Source organism: Ruegeria sp. BC1 (assembly GCF_056539305.1).
Window position 1 is genome coordinate 1 of the sequence record NZ_JBQFUT010000014.1, and the last position, 20,683, is coordinate 20,683.

The following is a 20,683-nucleotide window of genomic DNA, read 5'->3' on the forward strand; positions in this document are numbered from 1 at the left end:
GCATCATCGCCGAACCAATGATACCAAACGCATGTTCAATACCGTGCATCTGCAGAACCTTAACAAAGGCCTCTTCAGTCGTCATTTTCATCTGAGTAATCTCCGCGCATTTGTGGAAAGGCCGAGCCTGCTGCCCCGCCGTTGTATACGGTTGTGGCCCATGGTGCGGAGTGGCGTTAGGGCCAGAACAGTTCGCGGAATAAGTCCAGTATTGCGTCAGCTGGCCCGGATGGCGTCAGCAATCAGTTTGACGCCCGGCTCGATGCGACTTTGCCGTATCGAGGAATATCCCAGGCGGTAGTAATTCTGGGGCTGATTGGCCCCCGAAAAGAATGACGCCCCGGGTTCGATATGAACGCTCTCGCCTTGGAGTGTTCGTGCCAGTTTTGACGTATCGATGTGATCGGGGGCAGACATCCACAGAGAAGACCCACCCATGATACCACGACCTGCGACGGTCAACCCGTGCTGCTCGATCGCTTTATCCAGTGCCTCGCGCCGTTGCGCCAGCGCTTTGGACATACGTCTAATCTGCGCATCGTAGTGACCTAAAGACAGAAAATACGCAGCCGTGCGCTGGATATGGCCCGGCGGATGCCTCAGCACCAGCGAACGCAGCGCGCGCGCCTCTCGGATAAAGGGTTCCGACCCAACCATGTAGCCAAGCCGCAGGCCGGGGAATAGTGACTTGGAAAAACTGCCCACATAGATCACGCGGCCGTCCCGATCCATCGACTTCAATGCTGGTGAGGGCGCGCCCAGAAAGGCCATCTCGAACTCGTAATCATCTTCGACCACCATCGCGTTCAGGTCGCGCGCGCGCTCCAAAAGCTTTTTGCGGCGTTCGACAGGCATCGTCGAAGTAGTCGGGCATTGGTGGCTGGGCGTGGTGAAAATGACGTCAGTTTCTTCCGGTAGTGCATCCGGTGGCAACCCGTGACGATCGACAGATAGTGGGGTGACGTCGCAGTCCCAATGTTCCAACAAACTGCGCAGGGCGTAATAGCAGGGATCTTCGATCACAGCGGTACGGTTATGTGTCAGCAGTATGCGCGAAGCCAGCCACAGTGCATTCTGCGCACCCATCGTGATCAGAATTTCTTCGGGGCGCGCAGCGATACCCCGGCGGGGCAGGGTGTGGCGGGCGATGAACTCGATCAGCAGGGGGTCATCCTGATCCACATAGTCATCCGTCAGGGATGCAAAATCCTTGTGCCCAAGCGCTCGTACAGCGCACAGGCGCCAGTTGGCGTGATCGAACAGAGTCCGGTCGGCCTGCCCGTAAATGAAAGGATATCGGTAATCGCGCCAGTCGCTGGGTTTGGTTAGGAAATCACCGCCCGAGAATTTGCGCGCGAGGGCCGCGTCCCAGTCTATGATCTCGGTGCCGCGCTGAAGTGGTGTATATTTCGGAGGCACGGGAGCGTTTTGCGAAACGTAGTAACCGGACCGGCCTTTTGCGGTCAGGTAGTCGTTGGCCAGCAATTCGGTATAGGCCAGTGTTACCGTGATCCGGCTAACGCCCAAGTGCGCAGCCAGTTTGCGTGACGAGGGCAGTTTCTCTCCGACATGAAATCTGCCGGACAGGATGCCTTCGGCGATCATTTGCTGGATCTGCGCCTGAAGAGTTCCTTGCCCGTTTAGCTCAAGAAAGAAAGTGTCAACCGATATTGCCATAGGGTCTTATAGGGTGGACTTATGGCGCGGGCAATCTGGACTTACGAGTCGATCAAAAAAATCTGAACAGTTTCGATTGACGTTGGGATCGCATTAAACTAAATAACTAGAAATCTAGTTTAATGGAGTAGACGAAATGTGGGAAACAGCTGCAGCAGGGTTTTCTGCAATGGGGTCGGAAGCCCGGTTGAAAGTCCTGAAAACTCTGGTTCGCGCGGGCGAGGCTGGTTTGACGGTTGGGGAAATCCAGACCCGAACGGGAATTGCACCGTCGACACTGGCGCATCACTTGCGGTTTCTGGCTGCCGGTGGCGTTGTCGAGCAAGAGAAAATCGGGCGCAGCACGATCAACCGCGCACGCTATGACGAACTAAGAAACCTGGCGCATTTCATTCTTTCCGAATGCTGCGCAGACGAATTGGGAAAGGCCGCGAACGATGGCTGAGTTGACGCAAAACCCAAAGGCTCCGGCGAAGGTTGCCTTGGACTTCATAAAAACTCCTTGGGCGTTGATTGTGGCGATCCTTGCGGCGGTTGCAATCCTTGATCCCGGTAACTGGAATGAGGTTGTGACCTTTGCCGGAAAGGCGCTGATACATACCGGCCAGTACATCCTGTTTGCCGTTCTTTTGCTGTCCTACCTTAAGGCAACCGGAGCCGAGGTCATGGTCGCGCGTGCCTTTGAAGGCCGCGAAACCCGGATGATCCTGTTGGCAGCCTTGTTTGGCGGCTTGGCTCCGTTCTGTTCTTGCGAAGTCATTCCGTTCATTGCCGGGTTGCTGGCATTGGGGGCTCCGTTGTCGGCGGTGATGGCGTTCTGGTTGAGTTCTCCGCTAATCGACCCACCAACCCTGCTGATCACGGCGGGCGCGTTGGGCTGGCCCTTTGCGATCGGCAAGGCCATTGCCGCTGTAGCGTTGGGTCTGCTCGGGGGCTTTGTCGTCCGGGGGCTGATGCGCAGCGGTGCCTTTGCGCAGCCCTTGCGGGAATACACGCCGGTCGGATGTGGGTGTGGCCCGAAACTGGACGAAAAACCCGTCTGGCGGTTCTGGCAAGAGCCCGAGCGTCGCGTGCGCTTTCGGTCGGAATTTGTCCATAACGGGTTATTCTTGTTGAAATGGCTGGCGCTGGCCTATGTGCTCGAGGCGCTGTTGGTCAGCTATGTACCGGCCGACCTGATTGCCCGCGTTGTGGGTGGCGAAGGGATCGTGCCTATCGTGATCGCTGCGCTGGTCGGGATGCCTGCTTACCTGAACTCCTATGTCGCGCCGCCGCTGCTGGCAGGGTTGACGGAACAAGGAATGAGTGCGGGTGCCGCGATGTCATTCATGGTAGCAGGTGCGGTCAGCTCCATCCCGGCCATGGCTGCCGTCTGGTCGCTCGTCAAGCCAAGGGTCTTTGCCACCTATCTGGGGCTGGGGATCACAGGCGCCATCATCGCTGGGGTCCTGTTCCAGATGATCTGAAGGAAAAACCGCCCGGTGTTGCCACCTGGCGGTTTTGCTTATCAGCTGGCCCCGCAATAGCGAGGTAGTTTGAAGCGATACCTAGCTTCGCCGCTATTCACGTAAACCCGTTTTTCGACGCAAGCACTGGTGCTGACGGTTTGTGAAATGACGCCATCGGTCGAGGTTATCGAAGTTGCTGAGCCATCGGGCAACTGAACTGAAGCGATGACGCCGTTCTTGAGATCACCGTTCATCGGGGTGGCCGACAGGACTGTGACTGTCAAGAACGCCTCGTGTTCGTGTTCGCCACTATCGTTGAGCAACAACAAGGACGCTGCAACGACGATGACCCCGACGCCGCCCGCAACAGGTAGACCCCAGGTTTTCAAAAACGCGTAGATCGAAACGGCGCGGTGTGGGCCAAAGATTTTGGACAGAACTGTTAGCATTGGGATCCCGTAAAAAAGCCCCGGCCTGTTCGGACCGGGGCCAAGAGCGCTTTAGGGGCGCAGATCTTCGTCGTCTTCGTCCTCGGCCCCGCCTTTGGGCAAGTTGAAGAAGCTGTCCGCGTCGATGACCGGCTCGTCCTCTTTCTCTTCCACAGGTTCGTCAGACAGAGAGAAGGTTTCCAGACCCTCGATAGCCGTCGGGATTTTCGGCGCGGCGTCCATTTCAAGCGACTGCTCGGTCGATACCAGCTTGCGGCGCTCGTCATCGCTCATGACGCCACCTTCGGCGGCTTTCTTGGCTGCAGCCTTCTGAACAATGGCGTCCAGTTCGGACTGTTTGCACAGGCCCAGCGCGACCGGGTCGATCGGCTGCATGTTGGCGATGTTCCAGTGGGTGCGTTCGCGGATCGACTGGATGGTTGGTTTGGTGGTTCCGACCAGCTTGGCGATCTGACCGTCGCTGAGTTCGGGGTGGAACTTGACCAGCCACAGGATCGAGTTCGGACGGTCCTGACGCTTGGACAGCGGCGTATAGCGCGGACCGCGGCGTTTTTCCTCGCCCGAAGCGGCCGGGTTGAACTTGAGCTTCAACTTGTGCAGCGGGTTGTTCTGCGCCGTATCGATCTCTTCCTGAGTCAGCTGGTTGTTGGCGATGGGGTCGAACCCTTTGACACCAGCGGCCACATCGCCGTCGGCGATGCCCTGCACCTCAAGCTCGTGCATGCCCACGAAATCCGCGATCTGCTTGAAGCTGATCGTGGTGTTGTCCACCAGCCATACGGCTGTTGCCTTGGCCATAAGCGGTTTTGCCATCAGCCCGTCTCCTATAAATACATCTGTCCCGTCGCCGGGATTCGGCGGCCCCGTGGTCTTGGGGCAGGTTTCCGTTGTCGGGGAACTTGGGGCCTATATAGTCGCCACACGGCAAGAAGGGAAGAGGCGAATGCGCTGGGTGGTACTGTGGGCGTTCAGCGCGATGGCGGCGCTAGCCGATGGCGAAAAAGCCGGTGAGTTTGATTATTACGTCCTGTCGCTCAGCTGGTCGCCGAACTGGTGCGCGCGTGAAGGCGATGCGCGTGGCTCGGACCAATGTGACGCGCGGCACGATCACGGTTGGATCCTTCACGGGCTCTGGCCACAATACCATCAGGGGTGGCCGTCCTATTGCCGCACGCCCGAGGCCCCACCTTCACGAGCCATGACCCGCGAAATGGAAGATATTCAGGGCAGTTCCGGTCTGGCCTGGCATCAATGGAAGAAGCACGGCACCTGTTCGGGCCTCAGCGCGCCTGACTATTTCGCCCTATCGCGGCTGGCCTATGAGAGTGTTGAGCGCCCCGAGGTGTTTCGCAAACTGGACGCGGCGGTCAAATTACCGGCCTCGGTAGTTGAACAAGCATTCCTGAAAGCAAATCCCGGCCTCAAACGCGACATGATCACGGTCACTTGCCGGGATGGTTATATCGAAGAAGTCCGCCTGTGCCTGTCGCGTGATCTTGAGCCCGTCCCCTGCGGTCGAGATGTGATCCGCGACTGTACGGCTAAAGATGCGGTTTTCGATCCGATTCGCTAAAGCTTTTTGTTCTGGCAGTCGCGCGCATAGTCCAGCGCCTTGGCGGTGCCCTTGAGGTCAATCGCCATGACGGTTTGGCCCTCGGGATTGTAAACCGTCATCGTCTTGTTCTGCGCAATTGCGTTGACGAAATTACGGTCGGTGAAAAACACCGTCGCGCCCGGCACCCGGTCCTGTTTGAAGCCGATTGCGGTGGCGTCAAAGCTCTGGCCGTCCAGTTCAAAGCGGATCGGATAACTCTGGCCCGGCTCGATGTCACCCCAGGCCTTGTTGTAGACGGTGAAGTACCCGCGATTGTCCAGTGCGTCATAACCCAGACGCACCACCGAGAGGTCCTGATAGATCGTCTGGATCAGACACCCATTGCCAAGCGCGGGGTCCATCATGATGTTCCAGCCTTCGACGAAGCCTTTGTCGATGAGTTCTTGGGACCAAGCGGCGGTCGCAGTGAAGGCAGCGAATGTGAGGGCGAGAAGGTGGCGCATGGGGCGTCTCCTAAATGTCAACTTGTAAGTCCAGATAACTGTTATCTTAGCTTCCAGAGTTGGTTTCAAAAACATCTTCGCCGAGTATAGCTTCGGTTCGACCTGATAGCTGCAGTTTCCTACCTTCTTCGACCCACGTAAACGCCATTGAAAATATAGACGCGGTAAGGGCTGTGTTGAAGATTCCTATAAACCCAGCCACCGTATGGTACGCGGCGTTTGAAATTGTGATACCAGTGAAGGTTTCTGGAACAGATGGGTCAAGACCTACCTGGGTAATCGTAAGGGTAACGCCTATGAAAAATAAAGAAAAAACCGTGGGACCAGTGAAAAGCCTCCAAAGAATAAACCAGAAACTTCTGCGCGCTCGCTTCAAAGCGGCGCGAACGCCCGTTGAAGTCTGGATTGCTGCAGCTGGTATCATTGTGCCTATGGCAGCGAGTAGCACGCCAAACAACGGAAGCGAAACGAGCATGGCGTAACCCAGTGCCGCGTCTCCGGGAAGCGCCTCATCTGGCAGCTTAGCTTTGACGATGAAAAAGGCGGTACCCATCGCCAGCAGAAAGCCAAAAATAGGAAGAAGAAACGCGCCCCAGAAGCTCCAACTCGGAGACGGATTTTGAGGAAAAAATCGAAAAACCGAAACAGTGACACCGGTGAGCAACGTTACATGAAATGCGAACGCCAGATACCCGAAAACCATTAATGTTGGCACAAGGGATCGGCCGATTCCTCCTTGCCCCCAAATATCCAATAAAAACAAGATTACAGACGCAAACAATATTGGCAGCCAGTATATTCGAAAAACGTGGAAAGCGAGTTTGTACAAGGAAATAGCCTTAGGTCTTGGTAGTATTGCTCGGATTGGGGTTAATTGAATGAAATGAATGTGTAAACGCTCACAACTCCTTCCGCGCCCTCAACGCAGCCGTAATCGTCCCATCGTCCAGATAATCCAACTCCCCCCCAATCGGCACGCCTTGTGCCAATGAAGTCAGGCGGACCTGACCCTCCAACTGATCGGCGATGTAATGGGCGGTGGTCTGGCCGTCGACGGTGGCGTTCAGGGCGAGGATGATCTCGGTGATCCCCTCAGCCATCACCCGGTCCTTGAGGCGGGGAATGCGCAGCTCGTCCGGGCCGACCCCGTCCAGTGCCGACAAAGTGCCGCCCAGAACGTGATAGCGGCCTTTGAACACGCCCGCGCGTTCCATCGCCCAGAGGTCGGCTACGTCCTCGACCACGCACAACTCTCCGGTCGCGCGGCCCTCGCTGTCGCAGATGTCACAGATGTCGGTGGTGCCCACGTTACCGCAGTTCAGACACTCGCGGGCGGTGGCAGCGACCTGCTGCATAGCATCCGAAAGGGGCGTGAGCAGAAGGGCGCGTTTGCGGATCAGATGCAGCACCGCGCGGCGGGCTGAGCGCGGGCCAAGCCCCGGCAGTTTCGCCATCAGGTCGATCAGATTGTCGATATCGCTGTTCGAACTCACGGCACGTGCTCCTGCAAATGGGCCGGGCAAGGGTGCCCGGCCTTGGGGTCGTCAGGAGTGTCTATCAGAACGGCAGCTTGATGTCTGCGGGCAGGCCCATGCTTTCGGTCAGCTTTGCCATTTCAGCCTGAGAGCGTTCGGCCGCCTTGGTCTGAGCGTCTTTGATTGCAGCCAGGATCAGGTCCTCGACCACCTCCTTGTCATCTCCGTTGAAGATCGACGGATCGATGTCGAGACCTTTTAATTCTCCCTTGGCAGTGGCGGTGGCCTTAACAAGGCCAGCACCGGATTCGCCGACAACCATAAGGTTGTTCAGTTCTTCCTGCATTTCGGTCATCTTGGTCTGCAAATCCTGTGCGGATTTCATCATCTTGGCCATGTCGCCCAGACCGCCGAGTCCTTTGAGCATCGTATTCTCCTATAAACTGGTTTGCCGCCTAAATACGGGCGGTGCCGGTGTGGCACAAGGGGCGCAATCCCTCCCGCCCGTCGTCAAGGTCTTTGCAAGACCTTCACTCCCGTTGGGTCCGGTAGCGATGGGTACTTCACGGATGACCTTATTAGTCTTCCTCGAACGGGTCCCATTCGTCTTCGACTTCGGGCAGGGCTTCGGTTTCCACCTTGGCCGCGCGTTGTTCCGGGGTTTCGATCCGTTTGATGCGCGCCTTGGGAAACTGCATCAGCACAGCCTGCACCAGCGGGTGCTGTTCAGCCTGCGCCTTCAACGCAAGGTCGGCGGCGTCGCGAACTTCGGCAATTGTTGCGGCATCGCCGTCTGCGACGATCGACACTGCCCATCGGTTTCCTGTCCACCGTTGCAGAGCAGAGCCCAACCGTTGCGCCAGATCCGTCGGCGCGTTGCCTGCCGGCGTGAATTCGATCCGCCCCGGTTGGTACGAGACCAGACGCACGCCGTTTTCGACTTCGACCAGCAGTTTGACGTCTCGGTTGGTTCGGATCAGTTCGACCACGTGGTCAAAGGTCGGATAGCGGGCCAGAGCAGCCTGCACATCTTGCGCCAGGACTGCGGTCGGGGCACCGGCCGGCCCGCGCGAGGCTGAAGCATATGCAGGTGGAGCCGTCTGCGCCGGAGCGTGGGTCGGCACAGCAACACCTCCTCCGGGGCCGCCATTCGGGGGCGGCGGCGGTGCGTCCTGCAACCGCTTGATCAACTCCTCCGGGCTTGGCAGATCGGCTACGTGGGTCAGACGGATAACGGCCATTTCTGCGGCCATCATCGCATTTGGTGCGGCGGACACTTCTTCAAGCGCTTTCAGCAGCATCTGCCACATCCGGGTCAGCACCCGCATCGGCAGGGCTTCGGCCATTTGCTGCCCGCGTGCTCGCTCATCAGGTGAAACGGTCGGGTCTTCAGCGGCGTCTGGGGTGATCTTTACGACCGACACCCAATGTGTGATCTCGGCCAGGTCGCGCAATACAGCCAGAGGATCGGCGCCTTCAGCGTATTGGCCGCTTAGCTCGGTTAGGGCACCTGCAGCGTCACCGCGCAGGATCATGTCCATCAGGTCCAGAACCCGTCCGCGGTCGGCCAGGCCCAGCATCGCGCGCACCTGATCGGCACTTGTTTCCCCGGCGCCGTGTGAGATCGCCTGATCCAGCAACGAAGTCGCATCCCGCGCGGACCCTTCGGCTGCACGGGTTATCAGCGCCAACGCATCATCTGCGATCTGGGCGTTTTCTGCGGCAGCAATCTTGTTGAGCAGGCCGATCATGTCCTCGGGCTCGATCCGGCGCAGGTCGAACCGCTGACACCGCGACAGGACCGTCACTGGTACCTTGCGGATTTCCGTTGTGGCGAAGATAAACTTCACATGTTCCGGAGGCTCTTCAAGCGTCTTGAGCAGCGCGTTGAACGCACTGGTCGAGAGCATGTGAACCTCGTCGATGATGTAGATCTTGTACCGCGCGCTGGCGGCGCGATAGCGGACACTGTCGATGATTTCGCGGATATCGTTCACACCGGTCCGGCTGGCGGCGTCCATCTCCATCACATCGACATGGCGGCCTTCCATGATGGCCACGCAGTGTTCGCATTGACCGCAGGGTTCCGTGGTCGGCTTGCCCTCGCCATCCGGGCCGATGCAGTTCATGCCTTTGGCGATGATCCGTGCGGTGGTGGTTTTGCCGGTGCCGCGAATGCCGGTCATGATGAAGGCTTGCGCGATCCGGTCAGCCTCGAACGCGTTTTTCAGCGTGCGCACCATGGCATCCTGGCCGACGAGGTCGGCAAAAGTTTCCGGGCGGTATTTGCGGGCAAGAACCTGATAGGCGGGGCTGGGCGTGTCGTTCATGTCTGCTCTGTCGGATTCGGTTCAGGAATGCAGCGTAGAGGCCCCCGCGGCCCGCGTCCACAGCCGCCTTGGGTGAATTTCGGTTTGCATGGCACGTTGCCCGCCATAAAACCACCTGAGGAGGACCCGAAGTGAGCCAGTTTGCAATTCATGCGGTGCAGGTGGGCAAGGGCACCGTCGCACTGGCGCCAATGCCAGGGCGCGGCGGCGGGTATGCGCAGGACTTGCGTGTTATACAAGACTGGTGGCCGGATCTTGTGGTCTCGATGACCACCGGCTTTGAAATGCTACAAGACGGCGCTGGGGGGCTTGGCGACGATTTGCAGGCAAGCGCTATCGGTTGGTCCCATTTGCCGATTGCAGATTTTGGCGCGCCGACACCCGAGATTGAAGCGGCCTGGGCCGACGTCAGCGTGGCGGCGGCGCACATCCTGTCCCGAGGAGGCAGGGTGCTGGTGCATTGTCGCGGTGGCTGTGGGCGGTCGGGGATGATCGTACTGCGCCTGATGGTCGAACAAGGTGAACCCCCTGAATCGGCGATAGGACGCCTGCGCGCAGTAAGGCCCTGCGCGGTCGAGACGGACGGTCAGTTGGAATGGGCTGCCGGTCACCAGCAGCCCCGCTAGATCACAGCGCCAGATTGTGGTCCGTCTGCCTGGTCGGGGCCTGCGCCAGTGTCGAGACCTCTAGCATCGCGCAGGGCGGGGTCGCCAGCTGACCAGCGGGGCGCGTGGTAAACTCGAGGCCGAACATCATATCGGCGTAGTCGTCCAGTCTTTCAATCGAGTCATCAGCACCTGAGCCGCAAAAGACCCGAATCTGGTCCATTTGCGCCCGAAACCTTGCGGTGCAGCCTTGTGCGCAATGGTTCAACTCACAGCTTCCGTCGATCTCAAAGTCAGGGGTTGTCGCAGACCCCGCGGCGTCCATGGCCTGTACGACCGTGCGCGCCATTTGAGCCAAGGCAGGGCAGGTCTTGCCGGTCCGCTGGCAAACGGTTGCTGAAAATTGATGTGTCTTTGTCTTCCAGTTCATCATGCGCCCTCCGCGCGTGGGGCGGGGGACGTGGAACAGGTGTAACAGCGCGCTGACGACCTGCCCGGACACCCCGCCCGAGTTTCGGTTTTGGTTCGATGGCAGGTCTCCTGACTTGCGGGTCAACGCGCTGCCGACCTTCCCAGCCTTGCGGCCAGTGGTGTTTCGGCATGGCTCACCGCTTACAGTTGCGGGGGCAGTCGCGGCTTTGGTTCGTTCCGGTTATCCGGGCAGAACCGCACCGTGTTCCCTTTTCATCCCGCCCCGAGGACCGGGGACGAGAACCATCACACAATCGCTAGCGGGTGCAGGTGGCCCGAGTCAAGCGCGTCATCGCCTTGACCAAGTGGACGCGTGGTCATCTTGAAACCGGATTGACTTGGGGGCGTGAACCGTGCCGATAAAGAACGAGTGAACTGAACGGTTCAGATTGAGGGTGACATGCTGGACACTGCACAAGCCGTACTGACAGAAGAAATTCTGTTTCCGTCCGGTCCGACCCAATTGTCGGCACGGTTGTACCTGCCGATGGCAGAACCTGAGACCGCTGTTGTCATTCACAGCGCAACCGGGGTGCCGCGGGACTATTACCAGCATTTCGCCCGCTGGCTGGCCGCCGAACGGGGCATGGCCTGCCTGACCTACGACTACCGAGACTTCGGCCATTCATTGAACGGCCCTTTGAAAGACGCGCAGACGACCATGGCCGATTGGGCGTTGGTCGATATGCCCGCCGCCCGCGCCGAGATGCGGCGGCGGTTCCCTGACGCGCAGCACTGGAGCATAGGCCATTCCGTTGGTGGGATGCTGGGACCGGTTCAGCCGGATATTGATCAGATCGACCGGATGATTTGTGTCTGTTCAGGTCCTGTGACGGTGTCGGATCATCCCTGGCCGTACCGGGCGCTGGCGTTGCTGTTCTGGTACGGGCATGCGCCGTTAGCCGTGAAGGCCCTTGGGTATCTGCCGGGCAAGGCGCTGGGGTTTGGATCGGATCTACCCGCACGCGTTTATTGGCAGTGGCGCGGCTGGTGCACCGCGCCTCGTAACTACCTGCCCGAGATCGGCGTGACTCTGCCTGCGGCTCGATGGGCGCAATCCAAAACCCCCGTGGACCTGTTCGCCTTCGAAGACGACGATTTGGTGCCGCCAAAGGCTGTCTGGCGGCTTGCTGATCTGTACGGTCCAAAGGCGCGCCGAAATTTGCTATCTCCGAAAGAGTTCGGATTGCCCGAGATCGGTCACATAGGCGCCTTTTCCCGTCGGAACGCAGCGGTCTGGCCCCGTTTGATCGCCTGACCTACGGCACTTAAGACCGGTTGCGCGACTTCTTCTCGTGCATCACAGTTCGCACCATTTTGCCAAAGGCTTTGTCGCGCGCGCGTGATTGCGCCACGGTTTCCGAGTTTCTCTGATCCTCGCGCCGCAGTTTGCGCCAGCGCTCCAGCCGATCTGCGTCAAGTGCTTCGTTTGCTATCGCCTCCTGCACCGCGCAACCGGGTTCGGACTGGTGCTGACAGTCGGAAAACCGGCAGGCGTGGGCCAGCTTTAGAATGTCCGAAAACACCTCATCCACGCCGTCCTGTGCATCCAGCAGGCGCAAGGCGCGCATTCCGGGCGTGTCGACAAGCCAGCCTCTGTTTCGCATCGGGTGCAGCGCGCGGGCCGTCGTTGTATGTCGCCCCCGGGCATCGTCATCGCGAATACCGGCCGTTGCTTCGGACAGACCGGTCATGGCGTTTGCCAGTGTCGTCTTTCCGACACCGGACGATCCGACCAGAGCTGCGGTTTGTCCGGCAGGGCACCACGACAGAACCTGCTCAACGTCCGCAGGCTCCAACGCATTGATCGTCAGGACGGTCAAAAACGGAGCCAGCGATTCCGCAGATTTGGCATAGTCGCCCGGATCGGCGCAGGTATCAGCCTTGGTCAAAACGACAACCGGATAACAGCCCGCCTGATGCGCCAGTGCCAAATAGCGTTCGAGCCGCGCCAGATTGAAATCTGCGTTGCACGAGCTGACAATAAAAAGCACATCGACATTGGCCGCGATCAACTGAACTTCGGCATTGGTGCCTGCGGCACGGCGCTTTAACAGGCTGCGTCGGTCCAGCAGGTGCTGAACCCGGTTCTGATCGTTCGTCAGCACCCAGTCGCCAACCGCAAAGTCTCCGGTGGGCCGGTCAGGGCTGAACAGGGGCGTTTCGCCAGCTGTATTCAGACCGATCAGGCGATCTCGGTGAACGGCGGTGATGCGATAGGGCGCGCAGGAAGGATTGGCCGCATGTTGTGCGGCAAAGTGAGAGGACCATCCCAGGTCCGAAAGTGTATGAGACATTGTTCTGCCTGTGTTCAGGTACAGCAAACCGGCCGGATGGCAGGCGCGCACCCGTCGGCGATGTGTTCAGGCAGTTGCGAGTATTGGGTTCAGAAACGCTCTGCCCGAAGGGTCATTTCTACAATCATAAAAAGCCCTCCTGCGGCTGATGATCTGAGTTAAGTGAGAGGTTGGACATCGACCCAAGCGGGGCTCGTTGTGGCTGCTTCCTTCCGGACCTGACCAGGTTGGCGAGGCGCTCGCCCGCGCCAACCTCTCAATTGCCGATATAGGCAAGGGGCGCAGGAAAGACAACCCGTCAGAGTGTCAATCGGATTTGAAGAAATCCTTTTTCATCCTCTCCGAACACTTCCGGCTTGTATTCGCTGATCTCTGCGAGGTGAACCAGCGCCTTTGGCCCGGTTCTCAGAACTGTTGTTGCCCCGTTCATGGGGGAGAAACCAAAGGTGCATGGTGCGTGTTCCAGCGGGTCACGGGGCAGAGCGCCAGACACATAGTCCCGCAGGATGCGCTGGACGGGCAGTGCCGGTAACGCAATGGGCTCGGCCTGATCGACAAACGGGAAATTGCCGCCGCCACTGGCGCGGTAATTGTTGAGCGCAACGACAAAACGTTGATCCACGGGAATTGGTTGGTCGTTGAAACGTATGTCCTGAATGCGCCGGTTCTGCGGGTTGATCAGATTGCCCAAGGTGTCAAATCTGGGTGGTTGCGAGAGGTCAATCTGATAGGTGAGTCCTTGTAATATATCGAAATTATGACCAGCACGGCTTGCGTCGACCAGGTCGACCCGACGATCTGGCGTGATCTGATTAAAGATACCTGCGGACATTTCCAGCCAGTCTTTGATCTGCGCACCCGTAACCACTACTGCCTGCAACTCGTTCGGAAATACATACAGATCGGTCACATGGTGCATGCAAAGCGTGCCAGGGGGTACATCGGTAAAAAACCTTGGTCCTGCGCGACCTCCGAATTTAGAGGGTGCAATTGCCGACAGAACCGGAAACTCGGCAAATTGCGTTCTGGCCAGATATGGGCGCAGTGCCGCCGCCTGAGCCGCTGCCGCCAGCCTCAGGCCCCTGTCAGGTGCACAGAAACTGAAATAGCTGTGCAAATGGTGCGTGGTCTGCCCCACCGGTTGCATGGCGTGGCGGCGGGTTTCCGCGTGCCCCTTGGCGAATAGGCGCATCAGGTCAGGGTCTTCCGGAACCGGGGCAAGCATTCCTCCAACGGTCGCAGGGTAAACTGAACGCAGTTCCGTGTGGTGATCAGACACGGTCCATTTACCGTCAGCGACCCGGTCCAGCGCAAGATCAAGCACCCCAAGATACGAGCCCGCCGATCCGGGCATCACCACTGGCTTGCCGTGGACACGCCCCAGATCAGCATCGACATGTTCAATCCCTGCGTGCGATTGCCCAGGCAACGTCAGATGCGAATGGCCGGCAATCAGCGCGTCGATGCCGTCAATGGCTGCCAGAGGGATGATTGCGTTTTCCAGATCGGGCTCTGGGTCCGGCGACCCCAATCCAGTGTGCGCCAGAGCAACGATCAGATCGCAGCCATCAGCCTGTAATTCCCGCACCTTTTTCTGCGCACAGGTCAGGATGTCGTTCACAAAAACCTTTTGCAACAGCCGGTGCGCCTCCCACTTGGCGGTTTGGGGTGGCAGAACCGAGAAGACGCCGATTTTCAACTGGACCTGCAGACCTTGATGGCAGATCGTACGGTTCAGGGTCGCATCGCTTTGCCAGGCAGGCTTGGTATCTCGCCGGTGCACGTTGCTACAGATGACCGGGCAAGGGGCACTGGCCAGAATATCATCCAGAACGCCCAGACCATACCCGAAATCGTGGTTGCCCAATCCGATAGCGTCATAGTTGAGATCGGCAAACGCCTGCATCAGGATATGGGGTGTATTCTCTGGCTCGACGGCCCAATCCCCTATCGGTGTGCCCTGTAGCGCGTCGCCGTTGTCGAACAGCAGCACGAGCGCTCCGTCTTTTTCGGCCTCGCCCCGGGCCGCACGGATCAGGCTGGCTGTACGGGTAAAGCCGATCGATGGCTCGGGAGTGTTGGAGTAATAGTCGAACCCGTTCAGATTCATGTGCAGATCGGATGTTGCAAGTAACCGAATACGCAACGTGCTGCGCGTCAAGGGAGGGGATGGTGTCAAGTCTCTACTTTTGGCAGTTATATCTTAACGTTTTTCGCGAAAAAGTTTAGTAAATGCAACTTGCGAGACATGTCTGCACTATTTTTTGAAGGCATCAGGGTTCGGGGCAAGGCGTAATTCTCATTGCAACACTTGGGCAGTCGTGGCAGCCCTGTGCCCACGAGCCAGAGGGATTTCGATGAAACACGCAGAACTTGTGACGTTTGGCAGCTCGGGCTTGGATCGTGCAGCGCATATCCGGGGTGATGCCGCGCAGATCGCGCTAGTTCGTGCACATCCGAAGGCCCGATGTATGTTGCTTTGGCGTGGCAAACCGCTGGTCCGGGGCGAGGCGTTGGACCAGTTGGGGTTGGTGTCGATGTCGCATGGTTTGGTTGAATACGGACCGGGCGGTAATGTTGAGGAACCCGTATTCCTTGGCCTTTCAAACGGTGATCCCGTTTTTGCGTTCGATGTTTCGGGTTGGTCCCCTGAGGGGCTGGATATGTCGCAACTCGGCGGGTTTGTCGACAGGTCGGAGCAACAGCACCCGGACTTGCCTCATGGCTATGTCTTTGCGGAACTGCGCCGCGTCATGACCCGGTTATCCGCACGCGATGCTGAGCTGGCCGCTGCGGCCAAGGCTGTGATCGGATGGCACGAAACTCACCGATATTGCGCGCGCTGCGGAGCCGCCAGCGAGTTGGCGCAGGCCGGATGGCAGCGCAGTTGTCCATCCTGCGGTGGGCAACATTTCCCGCGTACTGATCCGGTGGTCATCATGTTGATCACCCACGGGGATTCGGTGCTTATGGGTCGATCTCCGGGTTGGCCCGAGGGGATGTATTCCCTGCTGGCTGGATTTGTCGAGCCGGGCGAAACGCTTGAGGCCGCTGTCCGGCGTGAGGTGATGGAAGAGGCGGGCGTGCCGGTTGGCGCTGTTAGCTATCTGTCCAGCCAGCCGTGGCCGTTTCCGGCGTCGCTGATGTTTGGCTGTGCCGGTAAGGCGCTGTCGCGGGACATCACCATTGACCCGGTTGAGATCGAAGATGCCATGTGGGTCAGCAAGGCGGACATGATGCAGGCCTTTGCCGGAGAGCACCCGGTCCTGCTGCCCGCGCGCAAGGGCGCGATTGCACATTTCCTGTTGCAAAATTGGCTTGCGGACACTCTGGACTGACAAAATACTAAGACAACAGGTACGAGACGACGATCCGTTATGCAGTTTACCGCACGCGAAGATATCGATGCCCCCATCAATGCCGTGTTCGAGATGGTCGCCGATTTTGAGCGATTCGAGCGTATGGCGATGCGCCGTGGGATTGAAGTGCGCCGAATGTCAGGGCATTTGGGCGTTGTACCGGGCACAGAATGGCAAACCGAATTCAAGTTACGTGGAAAACCCCGTAATGTCGCGATTCAGATGGCCGCGTGCGATCCGCCGTCCCTCATGCGGTTCGAAGCGGCCAGCAAGGGCATGAACGGGATAACAACCGTTGAGTTTCTGGCCCTGTCCCAGCGCCGCACGCGCCTGAGTGTCGAGATGTCTCTGGCCGCCAAGTCCTTGCCAGCGCGCCTGTTGCTGCAATCGCTTCGTCTGGGTCAGTCTAGGTTTCGCCGACAGTTTCAACTACGCCTGAGCGAGTTTGCCCGTGAAATGGAAGAACGGCATCAGCACGGAGCCTGATGAGATGGTCAATGTGGGATCTTTTTATCAGAAAAGCCTGTTTGGATGATGCTGAGAGCATCTCTGAGGTTCTTCAGGAGATTGCAGCCGCTGGTAAACGACGTAAGTCAAGCGATCCGGCATTTGTGATCGCGCACTATTTAATCGACAGGGATCAAATACAATGCACGGTGGCCTTGTCCGGCACGCATGTGCTGGGGTTTCAATCCTTGAAACGTGCGGTTGAGGGCAATCCTTACGGCGCGCCGGTTGGTTGGGGAGTCATCGGAACTCACATCCGCCCCTTGGCCGCGCGCAAAGGGGTGGGCAGGGCTTTGTTTCAAACCAGCTTGGCAATAGCGAAAGGACAGGCGATACCTGCAATCGACGCCACCATAGCACCGACAAATGCCGAAGGTCTGGCCTATTACAGCGCTATGGGCTTCATCGATTACAGGTCGCAGAACGGGGCTGTGTGCAAATTCTTCTCGGTTGAATGACCCAAGACCTTACCCGCGCGGTTGCGCCGCTGGGTAGACGCCCAGAACTTCTACATTGGTGGTAAAATGCTCCAGTTCATCCATCGCCAGCTGCACGTTGCGGTCGTCAGGGTGGCCCACGATGTCGGCATAGAACTGGGTCGCGGTAAAGGACCCGTCGACCATATAGCTTTCCAACTTGGTCATGTTGATGCCGTTGGTGGCAAAGCCGCCCATCGCCTTGTACAGCGCGGCCGGGATGTTGCGCACCTGAAACACGAAACTGGTGATCATGCCGTGTTCACCCCGCCGCGACAAGTCCGCCTGCCGTGACATGACCAGAAAGCGCGTGGTGTTGTTGTCGCGGTCTTCGATATGGCGCGCCAGCACGTTCAGACCATAAATCTCGCCCGCGAGCTCGCTGGCCAATGCCGCCGAATGCACCTCACCCTGTTCAGAGACCTCGCGCGCGGCGCGGGCGTTGTCGGGGCTGACCCGACCGCGGATGTTGTGTTCTTTCAGAAAGCCCGCGCATTGCGGTAGCAGGACCAGATGCGAGTGGGCCTCGGTGATATCTTCCAGTGTCGCACCGGGTATGGCCAACAAGTTGATATGTACGCGGACAAAGGCTTCGTCGATGATTTGCAGCCCGCTATGGGGCAGCAGACGGTGAATGTCGGCCACCCGGCCATAGGTGGTGTTTTCGACTGGCAGCATCGCCAGATCGGCGTCACCCGCCCGAACCGATTCGATCACGTCTTCGAAAGTGCGGCAGGGCAGGGCCTCCATGTCGGGGCGAGCATTGCGGCAGGCCTCGTGGCTATAAGCGCCGGGTTCCCCCTGAAATGCGATACGATTGGTCATTTGGTCGATTCCGTGCAACAAGTTCTTGAATTGGGCGTTTAGTCGCGGTGTCTATACCTTGCCTCTTGTCAGGGGAAGCCTTAGACACCCCGCAGACAGCTGAAATGGACTCGCGATCAATGTTCGACACGATGACAGTTACCAAGGCCGCCGCAGGCCTGTTTGGCACCTTCCTGGTGCTGCTTCTGGCCAAATGGGGTGCTGAAACGCTTTACCATGCAGATGGGCATGGTGAGACGGCCTCGTATATTATCGAAACCGAAAGCTCTGGTGAAAGCGCTGACGGGGAAGAAGTGGTATTCGAAGATCTGCTGGCCGCAGCCGACCCGGACAAGGGTGCCAAGGTATTCCGTAAGTGTACCGCCTGCCACAAGCTGGAAGACGGCGCGAACGGTACTGGTCCTTACCTTTACGCGATTGTTGACCGTCCTGTGGCATCGGCCAAAGGCTTCACCGGTTACTCGGCCTCGATGCAGGCACATGGCGGCAACTGGACACCCGAAGCACTGGATGCGTTCCTGACGCGCCCCAGCGCTTATATTTCGGGCACGTCGATGAGCTTTGCCGGTTTGAAAAAACCGCAAGAGCGCGCTGATCTGATTGCCTACCTGCAGACAATCAAATAGAATCCGCCCGGTTCCGACAAGTTTCAAAGCCGTTGCCCCGTGCAGCGGCTTTATTTTTTTCCTAAGTAAATCTTCACAAAGCGTTCACGCATTCTAAACTTGCACCTGACAGTGCTGGTCATTTAGCTGGCGCGTATAAGATTAAAGAAGAAGGCGAAGCAGGGGATGAGCAATATGAGATCCGACAGAATTTCCGTACAGGCGCGCGTATTGGATTTCAGGGGCTCGATGCTTGCTTTGCTGATGGGGCTCTTGCTGGTCTTATTGGCAGCAACCCAGCTGTTTGCTGAAGAGAAAATCATCAAAAGCCACGGATTTTCGGAATTCGGTGATCTGAAATACCCTGAAGGCTTTACCCATTTCGACTATGTGAATCCGGATGCCCCACGCGGCGGTGAACTGTCTTATGCCGCGCAAGGCACGTATGACAGTTTCAACCCGTTCACGCGGAAGGGCCGTGCCGGTGCACGGTCGGCGGACCAGTACGAATCTCTGCTGGTTCCCTCCTACGATGAGCCCGCTGCCTATTACGGCCTGCTGGCGGAAAGTCTGGAATACCCGGAGAGTCAGGATTGGGTGATTTTCAACATGCGACCCGAGGCGCGGTTTTCTGATGGTACCCCGGTGACGGCCGAGGATGTGGTGTTTTCCCACAACCTGCTGCTGGATCAGGGGTTGAAATCTTACGCGGACGCCGTGCGCAAGCGGATACCCCGTGCCGAGGCATTGGATGAGCATAGGGTAAAGTTTTACTTTGCACCGGACATTTCCCGCCGGGCTTTGATCTCGCAGGTTGGTGGAACACCGGTATTCTCCAAAGCCTGGTTTGAGGCCGACCCGGAAAACCGGCGACTGGACGAGCCGCGCCTTGTCCCGGGGATCGGGTCAGCACCGTATGTTCTGGACAGCTATGACATCAACCGGCGCATCGTCTACAAGCGCAATCCCGACTATTGGGGTGACGACATTAACGTAAATGTTGGCCGCAATAACTACGACAAGATTCGTATCGAATATTTCAGCGACTCGATTGCGGCAATGGAGGGGTTCAAGGCGGGAACGTTTACCCTCCGACAGGAAAACAACTCGAAAAGCTGGGCAACGGCTTATGATTTTCCGGCGATTGCCAATGGCAGCGTGATCCGTGCCGAGCTGAAGGACGGTGACGTGCCCTCGGCCTCTGGTTTCATCATGAATCTGGATCGCCCGCAGTTTCAAGACCCACGAGTCCGTGAGGCCGTGCAGCTGGGCTATAACTTTGAATGGACCAATGAAAGCCTGCAATACGGCCTGTTTCAACAACGCAGCTCGTTCTGGGAAGGCACGCATCTTGAGGCTACAGGCCTGCCAGAGGGGCGTGAGCTTGAGGTGCTGCAAAGCCTTGGCGATGCAGTTGATCCATCCGTTCTGACCAGCGAACCGGTCAGCGCCCATGAATCCCGCCCGGCGCGTCAGAACGACCGCCGGAACCTGCGCGCTGCGATGAAGCTGCTGGATGAAGCTGGCTGGCTGGTAGGGGATGATGGCATTCGTCGGAACGACAAGGATGAGGTTTTGTCCATCGAATTCCTGTCAGATCAGCCTACTCTGGACCGCATTATTCAACCCTTTGTCGATAACCTGCGTGCTATGGGGATCGACGCGAACTACAACCGTGTCGATAACGCCCAGTTCACTCTGCGTCGCCGAGACCGTGATTTCGACATGATCGTTGGCCGCTATCCTACATCGCTGCAGCCGTCGACGGGTCTGTATCAGCAATTCGGGACCGAGGCAGCGTCATATTCCGTTTTCAACCCGTCGGGTGCGCATGGCCCTGATATTGAGCCTTTGATCGACAACATCGTCGCCGCCACCGAAAGCGAAGAACTTTTTGCCAATGTCCGCGCCTTGGATCGCGTCCTGCGCGCCAAGCGGATTATGGTGCCCACATGGTATCTGGGCAAATATTGGGTCGCGTATTGGGACATGTATGAATATCCCGAGAACCTGCCGCCTTATGCGTTGGGCGTGGAGGATCTGTGGTGGATCGACGCCGAGAAAGAAGCCGAGTTGAAATCGTCAGGCGCGTTGAGGTAAT

General features: G+C 58.2%; 22 protein-coding genes, 1 other RNA gene and 1 riboswitch. Of the genes, 10 read left to right on the plus strand and 13 right to left on the minus strand.

All coding sequences use genetic code 11. The features are described 5' to 3' along the window. Nucleotides 1-216: 216 nt before the first annotated feature. Complete coding sequence (pdxR, locus tag ACR0IY_RS20875; protein ID WP_480676780.1) at nt 217-1,677, minus strand: MocR-like pyridoxine biosynthesis transcription factor PdxR; 1,461 nt, start codon at nt 1,675-1,677, stop codon at nt 217-219. Between the two features lie 136 nt (nt 1,678-1,813). On the opposite strand from pdxR, the gene ACR0IY_RS20880 reads away from it, so the two are divergent. Further along, complete coding sequence (locus tag ACR0IY_RS20880) at nt 1,814-2,122, plus strand: ArsR/SmtB family transcription factor (protein WP_480676782.1); 309 nt, start codon at nt 1,814-1,816, stop codon at nt 2,120-2,122. Continuing rightward, nucleotides 2,115-3,143 (plus strand): permease, encoded by a 1,029-nt coding sequence (locus ACR0IY_RS20885; RefSeq protein WP_480676784.1) that lies wholly within the window; start codon nt 2,115-2,117, stop codon nt 3,141-3,143. Before ACR0IY_RS20880 ends, ACR0IY_RS20885 begins: the two co-directional genes overlap by 8 nt. 41 nt (nt 3,144-3,184) lie before the next feature. Here the strand turns inward: ACR0IY_RS20885 and ACR0IY_RS20890 are convergent, their stop codons facing one another. Next, entirely contained in the window at nt 3,185-3,574 is a 390-nt protein-coding gene (locus tag ACR0IY_RS20890) for a hypothetical protein (RefSeq protein WP_480676786.1), read from the minus strand. Between the two features lie 51 nt (nt 3,575-3,625). Further along, nucleotides 3,626-4,387, minus strand: coding sequence for a DUF1013 domain-containing protein (locus tag ACR0IY_RS20895; RefSeq protein WP_480676788.1), 762 nt, complete (start codon nt 4,385-4,387; stop codon nt 3,626-3,628). Nucleotides 4,388-4,517: 130 nt separating this feature from the next. On the opposite strand from ACR0IY_RS20895, the gene ACR0IY_RS20900 reads away from it, so the two are divergent. After that, nucleotides 4,518-5,147, plus strand: coding sequence for a ribonuclease T2 family protein (locus tag ACR0IY_RS20900; protein ID WP_480676790.1), 630 nt, complete (start codon nt 4,518-4,520; stop codon nt 5,145-5,147). Here ACR0IY_RS20900 and ACR0IY_RS20905 read toward each other — a convergent pair. The 5 genes from ACR0IY_RS20905 to ACR0IY_RS20925 all read right to left on the minus strand — a co-directional run bounded on the left by ACR0IY_RS20905 (nt 5,144) and on the right by ACR0IY_RS20925 (nt 9,437). Further along, nucleotides 5,144-5,632 carry a hypothetical protein gene (locus ACR0IY_RS20905; RefSeq protein WP_480676792.1) on the minus strand — a complete coding sequence of 163 codons (489 nt, stop codon included), beginning with the start codon at nt 5,630-5,632 and terminating at the stop codon, nt 5,144-5,146. The two genes, ACR0IY_RS20900 and ACR0IY_RS20905, sit on opposite strands and share 4 nt — an antisense overlap. Before the next feature lie 46 nt (nt 5,633-5,678). Further along, the gene (locus tag ACR0IY_RS20910; RefSeq protein ID WP_480676794.1) at nt 5,679-6,461 is read right to left on the minus strand and encodes a hypothetical protein; all 783 of its coding nucleotides are present in this window, start codon (nt 6,459-6,461) and stop codon (nt 5,679-5,681) included. Nucleotides 6,462-6,531: 70 nt separating this feature from the next. Then, nucleotides 6,532-7,125: a recombination mediator RecR gene (gene recR, locus ACR0IY_RS20915; protein ID WP_480676796.1), complete on the minus strand. Its 594-nt coding sequence runs from the start codon at nt 7,123-7,125 to the stop codon at nt 6,532-6,534. A 64-nt stretch (nt 7,126-7,189) separates the two neighbouring features. Further along, nucleotides 7,190-7,534 (minus strand): YbaB/EbfC family nucleoid-associated protein, encoded by a 345-nt coding sequence (locus ACR0IY_RS20920; RefSeq protein WP_170328851.1) that lies wholly within the window; start codon nt 7,532-7,534, stop codon nt 7,190-7,192. Between the two features lie 151 nt (nt 7,535-7,685). Continuing rightward, entirely contained in the window at nt 7,686-9,437 is a 1,752-nt protein-coding gene (locus tag ACR0IY_RS20925) for a DNA polymerase III subunit gamma/tau (RefSeq protein WP_480676798.1), read from the minus strand. 131 nt (nt 9,438-9,568) lie between these two features. Here ACR0IY_RS20925 and ACR0IY_RS20930 point away from each other — a divergent pair, with 131 nt between their 5' ends. Then, the gene (locus ACR0IY_RS20930; RefSeq protein ID WP_480676800.1) at nt 9,569-10,063 is read left to right on the plus strand and encodes a protein-tyrosine phosphatase family protein; all 495 of its coding nucleotides are present in this window, start codon (nt 9,569-9,571) and stop codon (nt 10,061-10,063) included. A 1-nt stretch (nt 10,064) separates the two neighbouring features. On the opposite strand, the gene ACR0IY_RS20935 is transcribed toward ACR0IY_RS20930, so the two are convergent. Beyond that, on the minus strand, nt 10,065-10,598 hold the full coding sequence (locus tag ACR0IY_RS20935) for a hypothetical protein (RefSeq protein ID WP_480676802.1): 534 nt from the start codon (nt 10,596-10,598) through the stop codon (nt 10,065-10,067). Continuing rightward, nucleotides 10,556-10,776: riboswitch (cobalamin riboswitch) on the minus strand. Its footprint overlaps the gene before it by 43 nt. A gap of 137 nt (nt 10,777-10,913) precedes the next feature. Between ACR0IY_RS20935 and ACR0IY_RS20940 the strand changes: the two genes are divergently transcribed. Further along, complete coding sequence (locus tag ACR0IY_RS20940; RefSeq protein WP_480676804.1) at nt 10,914-11,771, plus strand: alpha/beta hydrolase family protein; 858 nt, start codon at nt 10,914-10,916, stop codon at nt 11,769-11,771. A 10-nt stretch (nt 11,772-11,781) separates the two neighbouring features. Here ACR0IY_RS20940 and rsgA read toward each other — a convergent pair whose 3' ends face one another. From rsgA to ACR0IY_RS20955, 3 genes are all read right to left on the minus strand, one after another. Continuing rightward, a complete protein-coding gene (rsgA, locus tag ACR0IY_RS20945) occupies nt 11,782-12,810 on the minus strand; it encodes a ribosome small subunit-dependent GTPase A (RefSeq protein WP_480676806.1) in 1,029 nt (342 codons plus the stop codon). Nucleotides 12,811-12,970: 160 nt separating this feature from the next. Beyond that, an RNA gene (gene ffs / locus ACR0IY_RS20950) (signal recognition particle sRNA small type) lies at nt 12,971-13,069 on the minus strand. 39 nt (nt 13,070-13,108) lie between these two features. After that, complete coding sequence (locus ACR0IY_RS20955; protein WP_480676808.1) at nt 13,109-14,989, minus strand: bifunctional 2',3'-cyclic-nucleotide 2'-phosphodiesterase/3'-nucleotidase; 1,881 nt, start codon at nt 14,987-14,989, stop codon at nt 13,109-13,111. Nucleotides 14,990-15,167: 178 nt separating this feature from the next. On the opposite strand from ACR0IY_RS20955, the gene nudC reads away from it, so the two are divergent. From nudC to ACR0IY_RS20970, 3 genes are read left to right on the plus strand one after another with little or no spacing between them, the layout of a single operon-like run. After that, nucleotides 15,168-16,148: an NAD(+) diphosphatase gene (gene nudC, locus ACR0IY_RS20960; RefSeq protein ID WP_480676810.1), complete on the plus strand. Its 981-nt coding sequence runs from the start codon at nt 15,168-15,170 to the stop codon at nt 16,146-16,148. A 39-nt stretch (nt 16,149-16,187) separates the two neighbouring features. Continuing rightward, nucleotides 16,188-16,655: an SRPBCC family protein gene (locus tag ACR0IY_RS20965; protein ID WP_480676812.1), complete on the plus strand. Its 468-nt coding sequence runs from the start codon at nt 16,188-16,190 to the stop codon at nt 16,653-16,655. 11 nt (nt 16,656-16,666) lie between these two features. Further along, on the plus strand, nt 16,667-17,134 hold the full coding sequence (locus tag ACR0IY_RS20970) for an N-acetyltransferase family protein (protein ID WP_480676814.1): 468 nt from the start codon (nt 16,667-16,669) through the stop codon (nt 17,132-17,134). A gap of 9 nt (nt 17,135-17,143) precedes the next feature. On the opposite strand, the gene ACR0IY_RS20975 is transcribed toward ACR0IY_RS20970, so the two are convergent. Further along, nucleotides 17,144-17,977, minus strand: a complete 834-nt coding sequence (locus tag ACR0IY_RS20975; RefSeq protein WP_480676816.1) for a prephenate dehydratase — start codon at nt 17,975-17,977, stop codon at nt 17,144-17,146. Between the two features lie 119 nt (nt 17,978-18,096). Here ACR0IY_RS20975 and ACR0IY_RS20980 point away from each other — a divergent pair, with 119 nt between their 5' ends. Together ACR0IY_RS20980 and ACR0IY_RS20985 are read left to right on the plus strand one after the other, a co-directional pair. Then, nucleotides 18,097-18,603, plus strand: coding sequence for a c-type cytochrome (locus tag ACR0IY_RS20980; protein ID WP_480676880.1), 507 nt, complete (start codon nt 18,097-18,099; stop codon nt 18,601-18,603). 174 nt (nt 18,604-18,777) lie between these two features. Next, nucleotides 18,778-20,682, plus strand: coding sequence for an extracellular solute-binding protein (locus ACR0IY_RS20985; RefSeq protein ID WP_480676818.1), 1,905 nt, complete (start codon nt 18,778-18,780; stop codon nt 20,680-20,682). Nucleotide 20,683: the final 1 nt, after the last annotated feature.

Excerpts from the sequence above, each read along its gene's own strand:
- ACR0IY_RS20985 (WP_480676818.1), top strand. The coding sequence starts at position 18,778 with ATGAGATCCGACAGAATTTCCGTACAGGCGCGCGTATTGGATTTCAGG.
- ACR0IY_RS20880 (WP_480676782.1), top strand. The coding sequence starts at position 1,814 with ATGTGGGAAACAGCTGCAGCAGGGTTTTCTGCAATGGGGTCGGAAGCC.
- ACR0IY_RS20940 (WP_480676804.1), top strand. The coding sequence starts at position 10,914 with ATGCTGGACACTGCACAAGCCGTACTGACAGAAGAAATTCTGTTTCCG.
- rsgA (WP_480676806.1), bottom strand. The coding sequence starts at position 12,810 with ATGTCTCATACACTTTCGGACCTGGGATGGTCCTCTCACTTTGCCGCA.
- ACR0IY_RS20975 (WP_480676816.1), bottom strand. The coding sequence starts at position 17,977 with ATGACCAATCGTATCGCATTTCAGGGGGAACCCGGCGCTTATAGCCAC.
- ACR0IY_RS20970 (WP_480676814.1), top strand. The coding sequence starts at position 16,667 with ATGTGGGATCTTTTTATCAGAAAAGCCTGTTTGGATGATGCTGAGAGC.
- ACR0IY_RS20965 (WP_480676812.1), top strand. The coding sequence starts at position 16,188 with ATGCAGTTTACCGCACGCGAAGATATCGATGCCCCCATCAATGCCGTG.
- ACR0IY_RS20900 (WP_480676790.1), top strand. The coding sequence starts at position 4,518 with ATGCGCTGGGTGGTACTGTGGGCGTTCAGCGCGATGGCGGCGCTAGCC.
- ACR0IY_RS20920 (WP_170328851.1), bottom strand. The coding sequence starts at position 7,534 with ATGCTCAAAGGACTCGGCGGTCTGGGCGACATGGCCAAGATGATGAAA.
- nudC (WP_480676810.1), top strand. The coding sequence starts at position 15,168 with ATGAAACACGCAGAACTTGTGACGTTTGGCAGCTCGGGCTTGGATCGT.
- ACR0IY_RS20980 (WP_480676880.1), top strand. The coding sequence starts at position 18,097 with ATGTTCGACACGATGACAGTTACCAAGGCCGCCGCAGGCCTGTTTGGC.
- ACR0IY_RS20895 (WP_480676788.1), bottom strand. The coding sequence starts at position 4,387 with ATGGCAAAACCGCTTATGGCCAAGGCAACAGCCGTATGGCTGGTGGAC.
- ACR0IY_RS20905 (WP_480676792.1), bottom strand. The coding sequence starts at position 5,632 with ATGCGCCACCTTCTCGCCCTCACATTCGCTGCCTTCACTGCGACCGCC.
- ACR0IY_RS20885 (WP_480676784.1), top strand. The coding sequence starts at position 2,115 with ATGGCTGAGTTGACGCAAAACCCAAAGGCTCCGGCGAAGGTTGCCTTG.
- pdxR (WP_480676780.1), bottom strand. The coding sequence starts at position 1,677 with ATGGCAATATCGGTTGACACTTTCTTTCTTGAGCTAAACGGGCAAGGA.
- ACR0IY_RS20925 (WP_480676798.1), bottom strand. The coding sequence starts at position 9,437 with ATGAACGACACGCCCAGCCCCGCCTATCAGGTTCTTGCCCGCAAATAC.
- ACR0IY_RS20890 (WP_480676786.1), bottom strand. The coding sequence starts at position 3,574 with ATGCTAACAGTTCTGTCCAAAATCTTTGGCCCACACCGCGCCGTTTCG.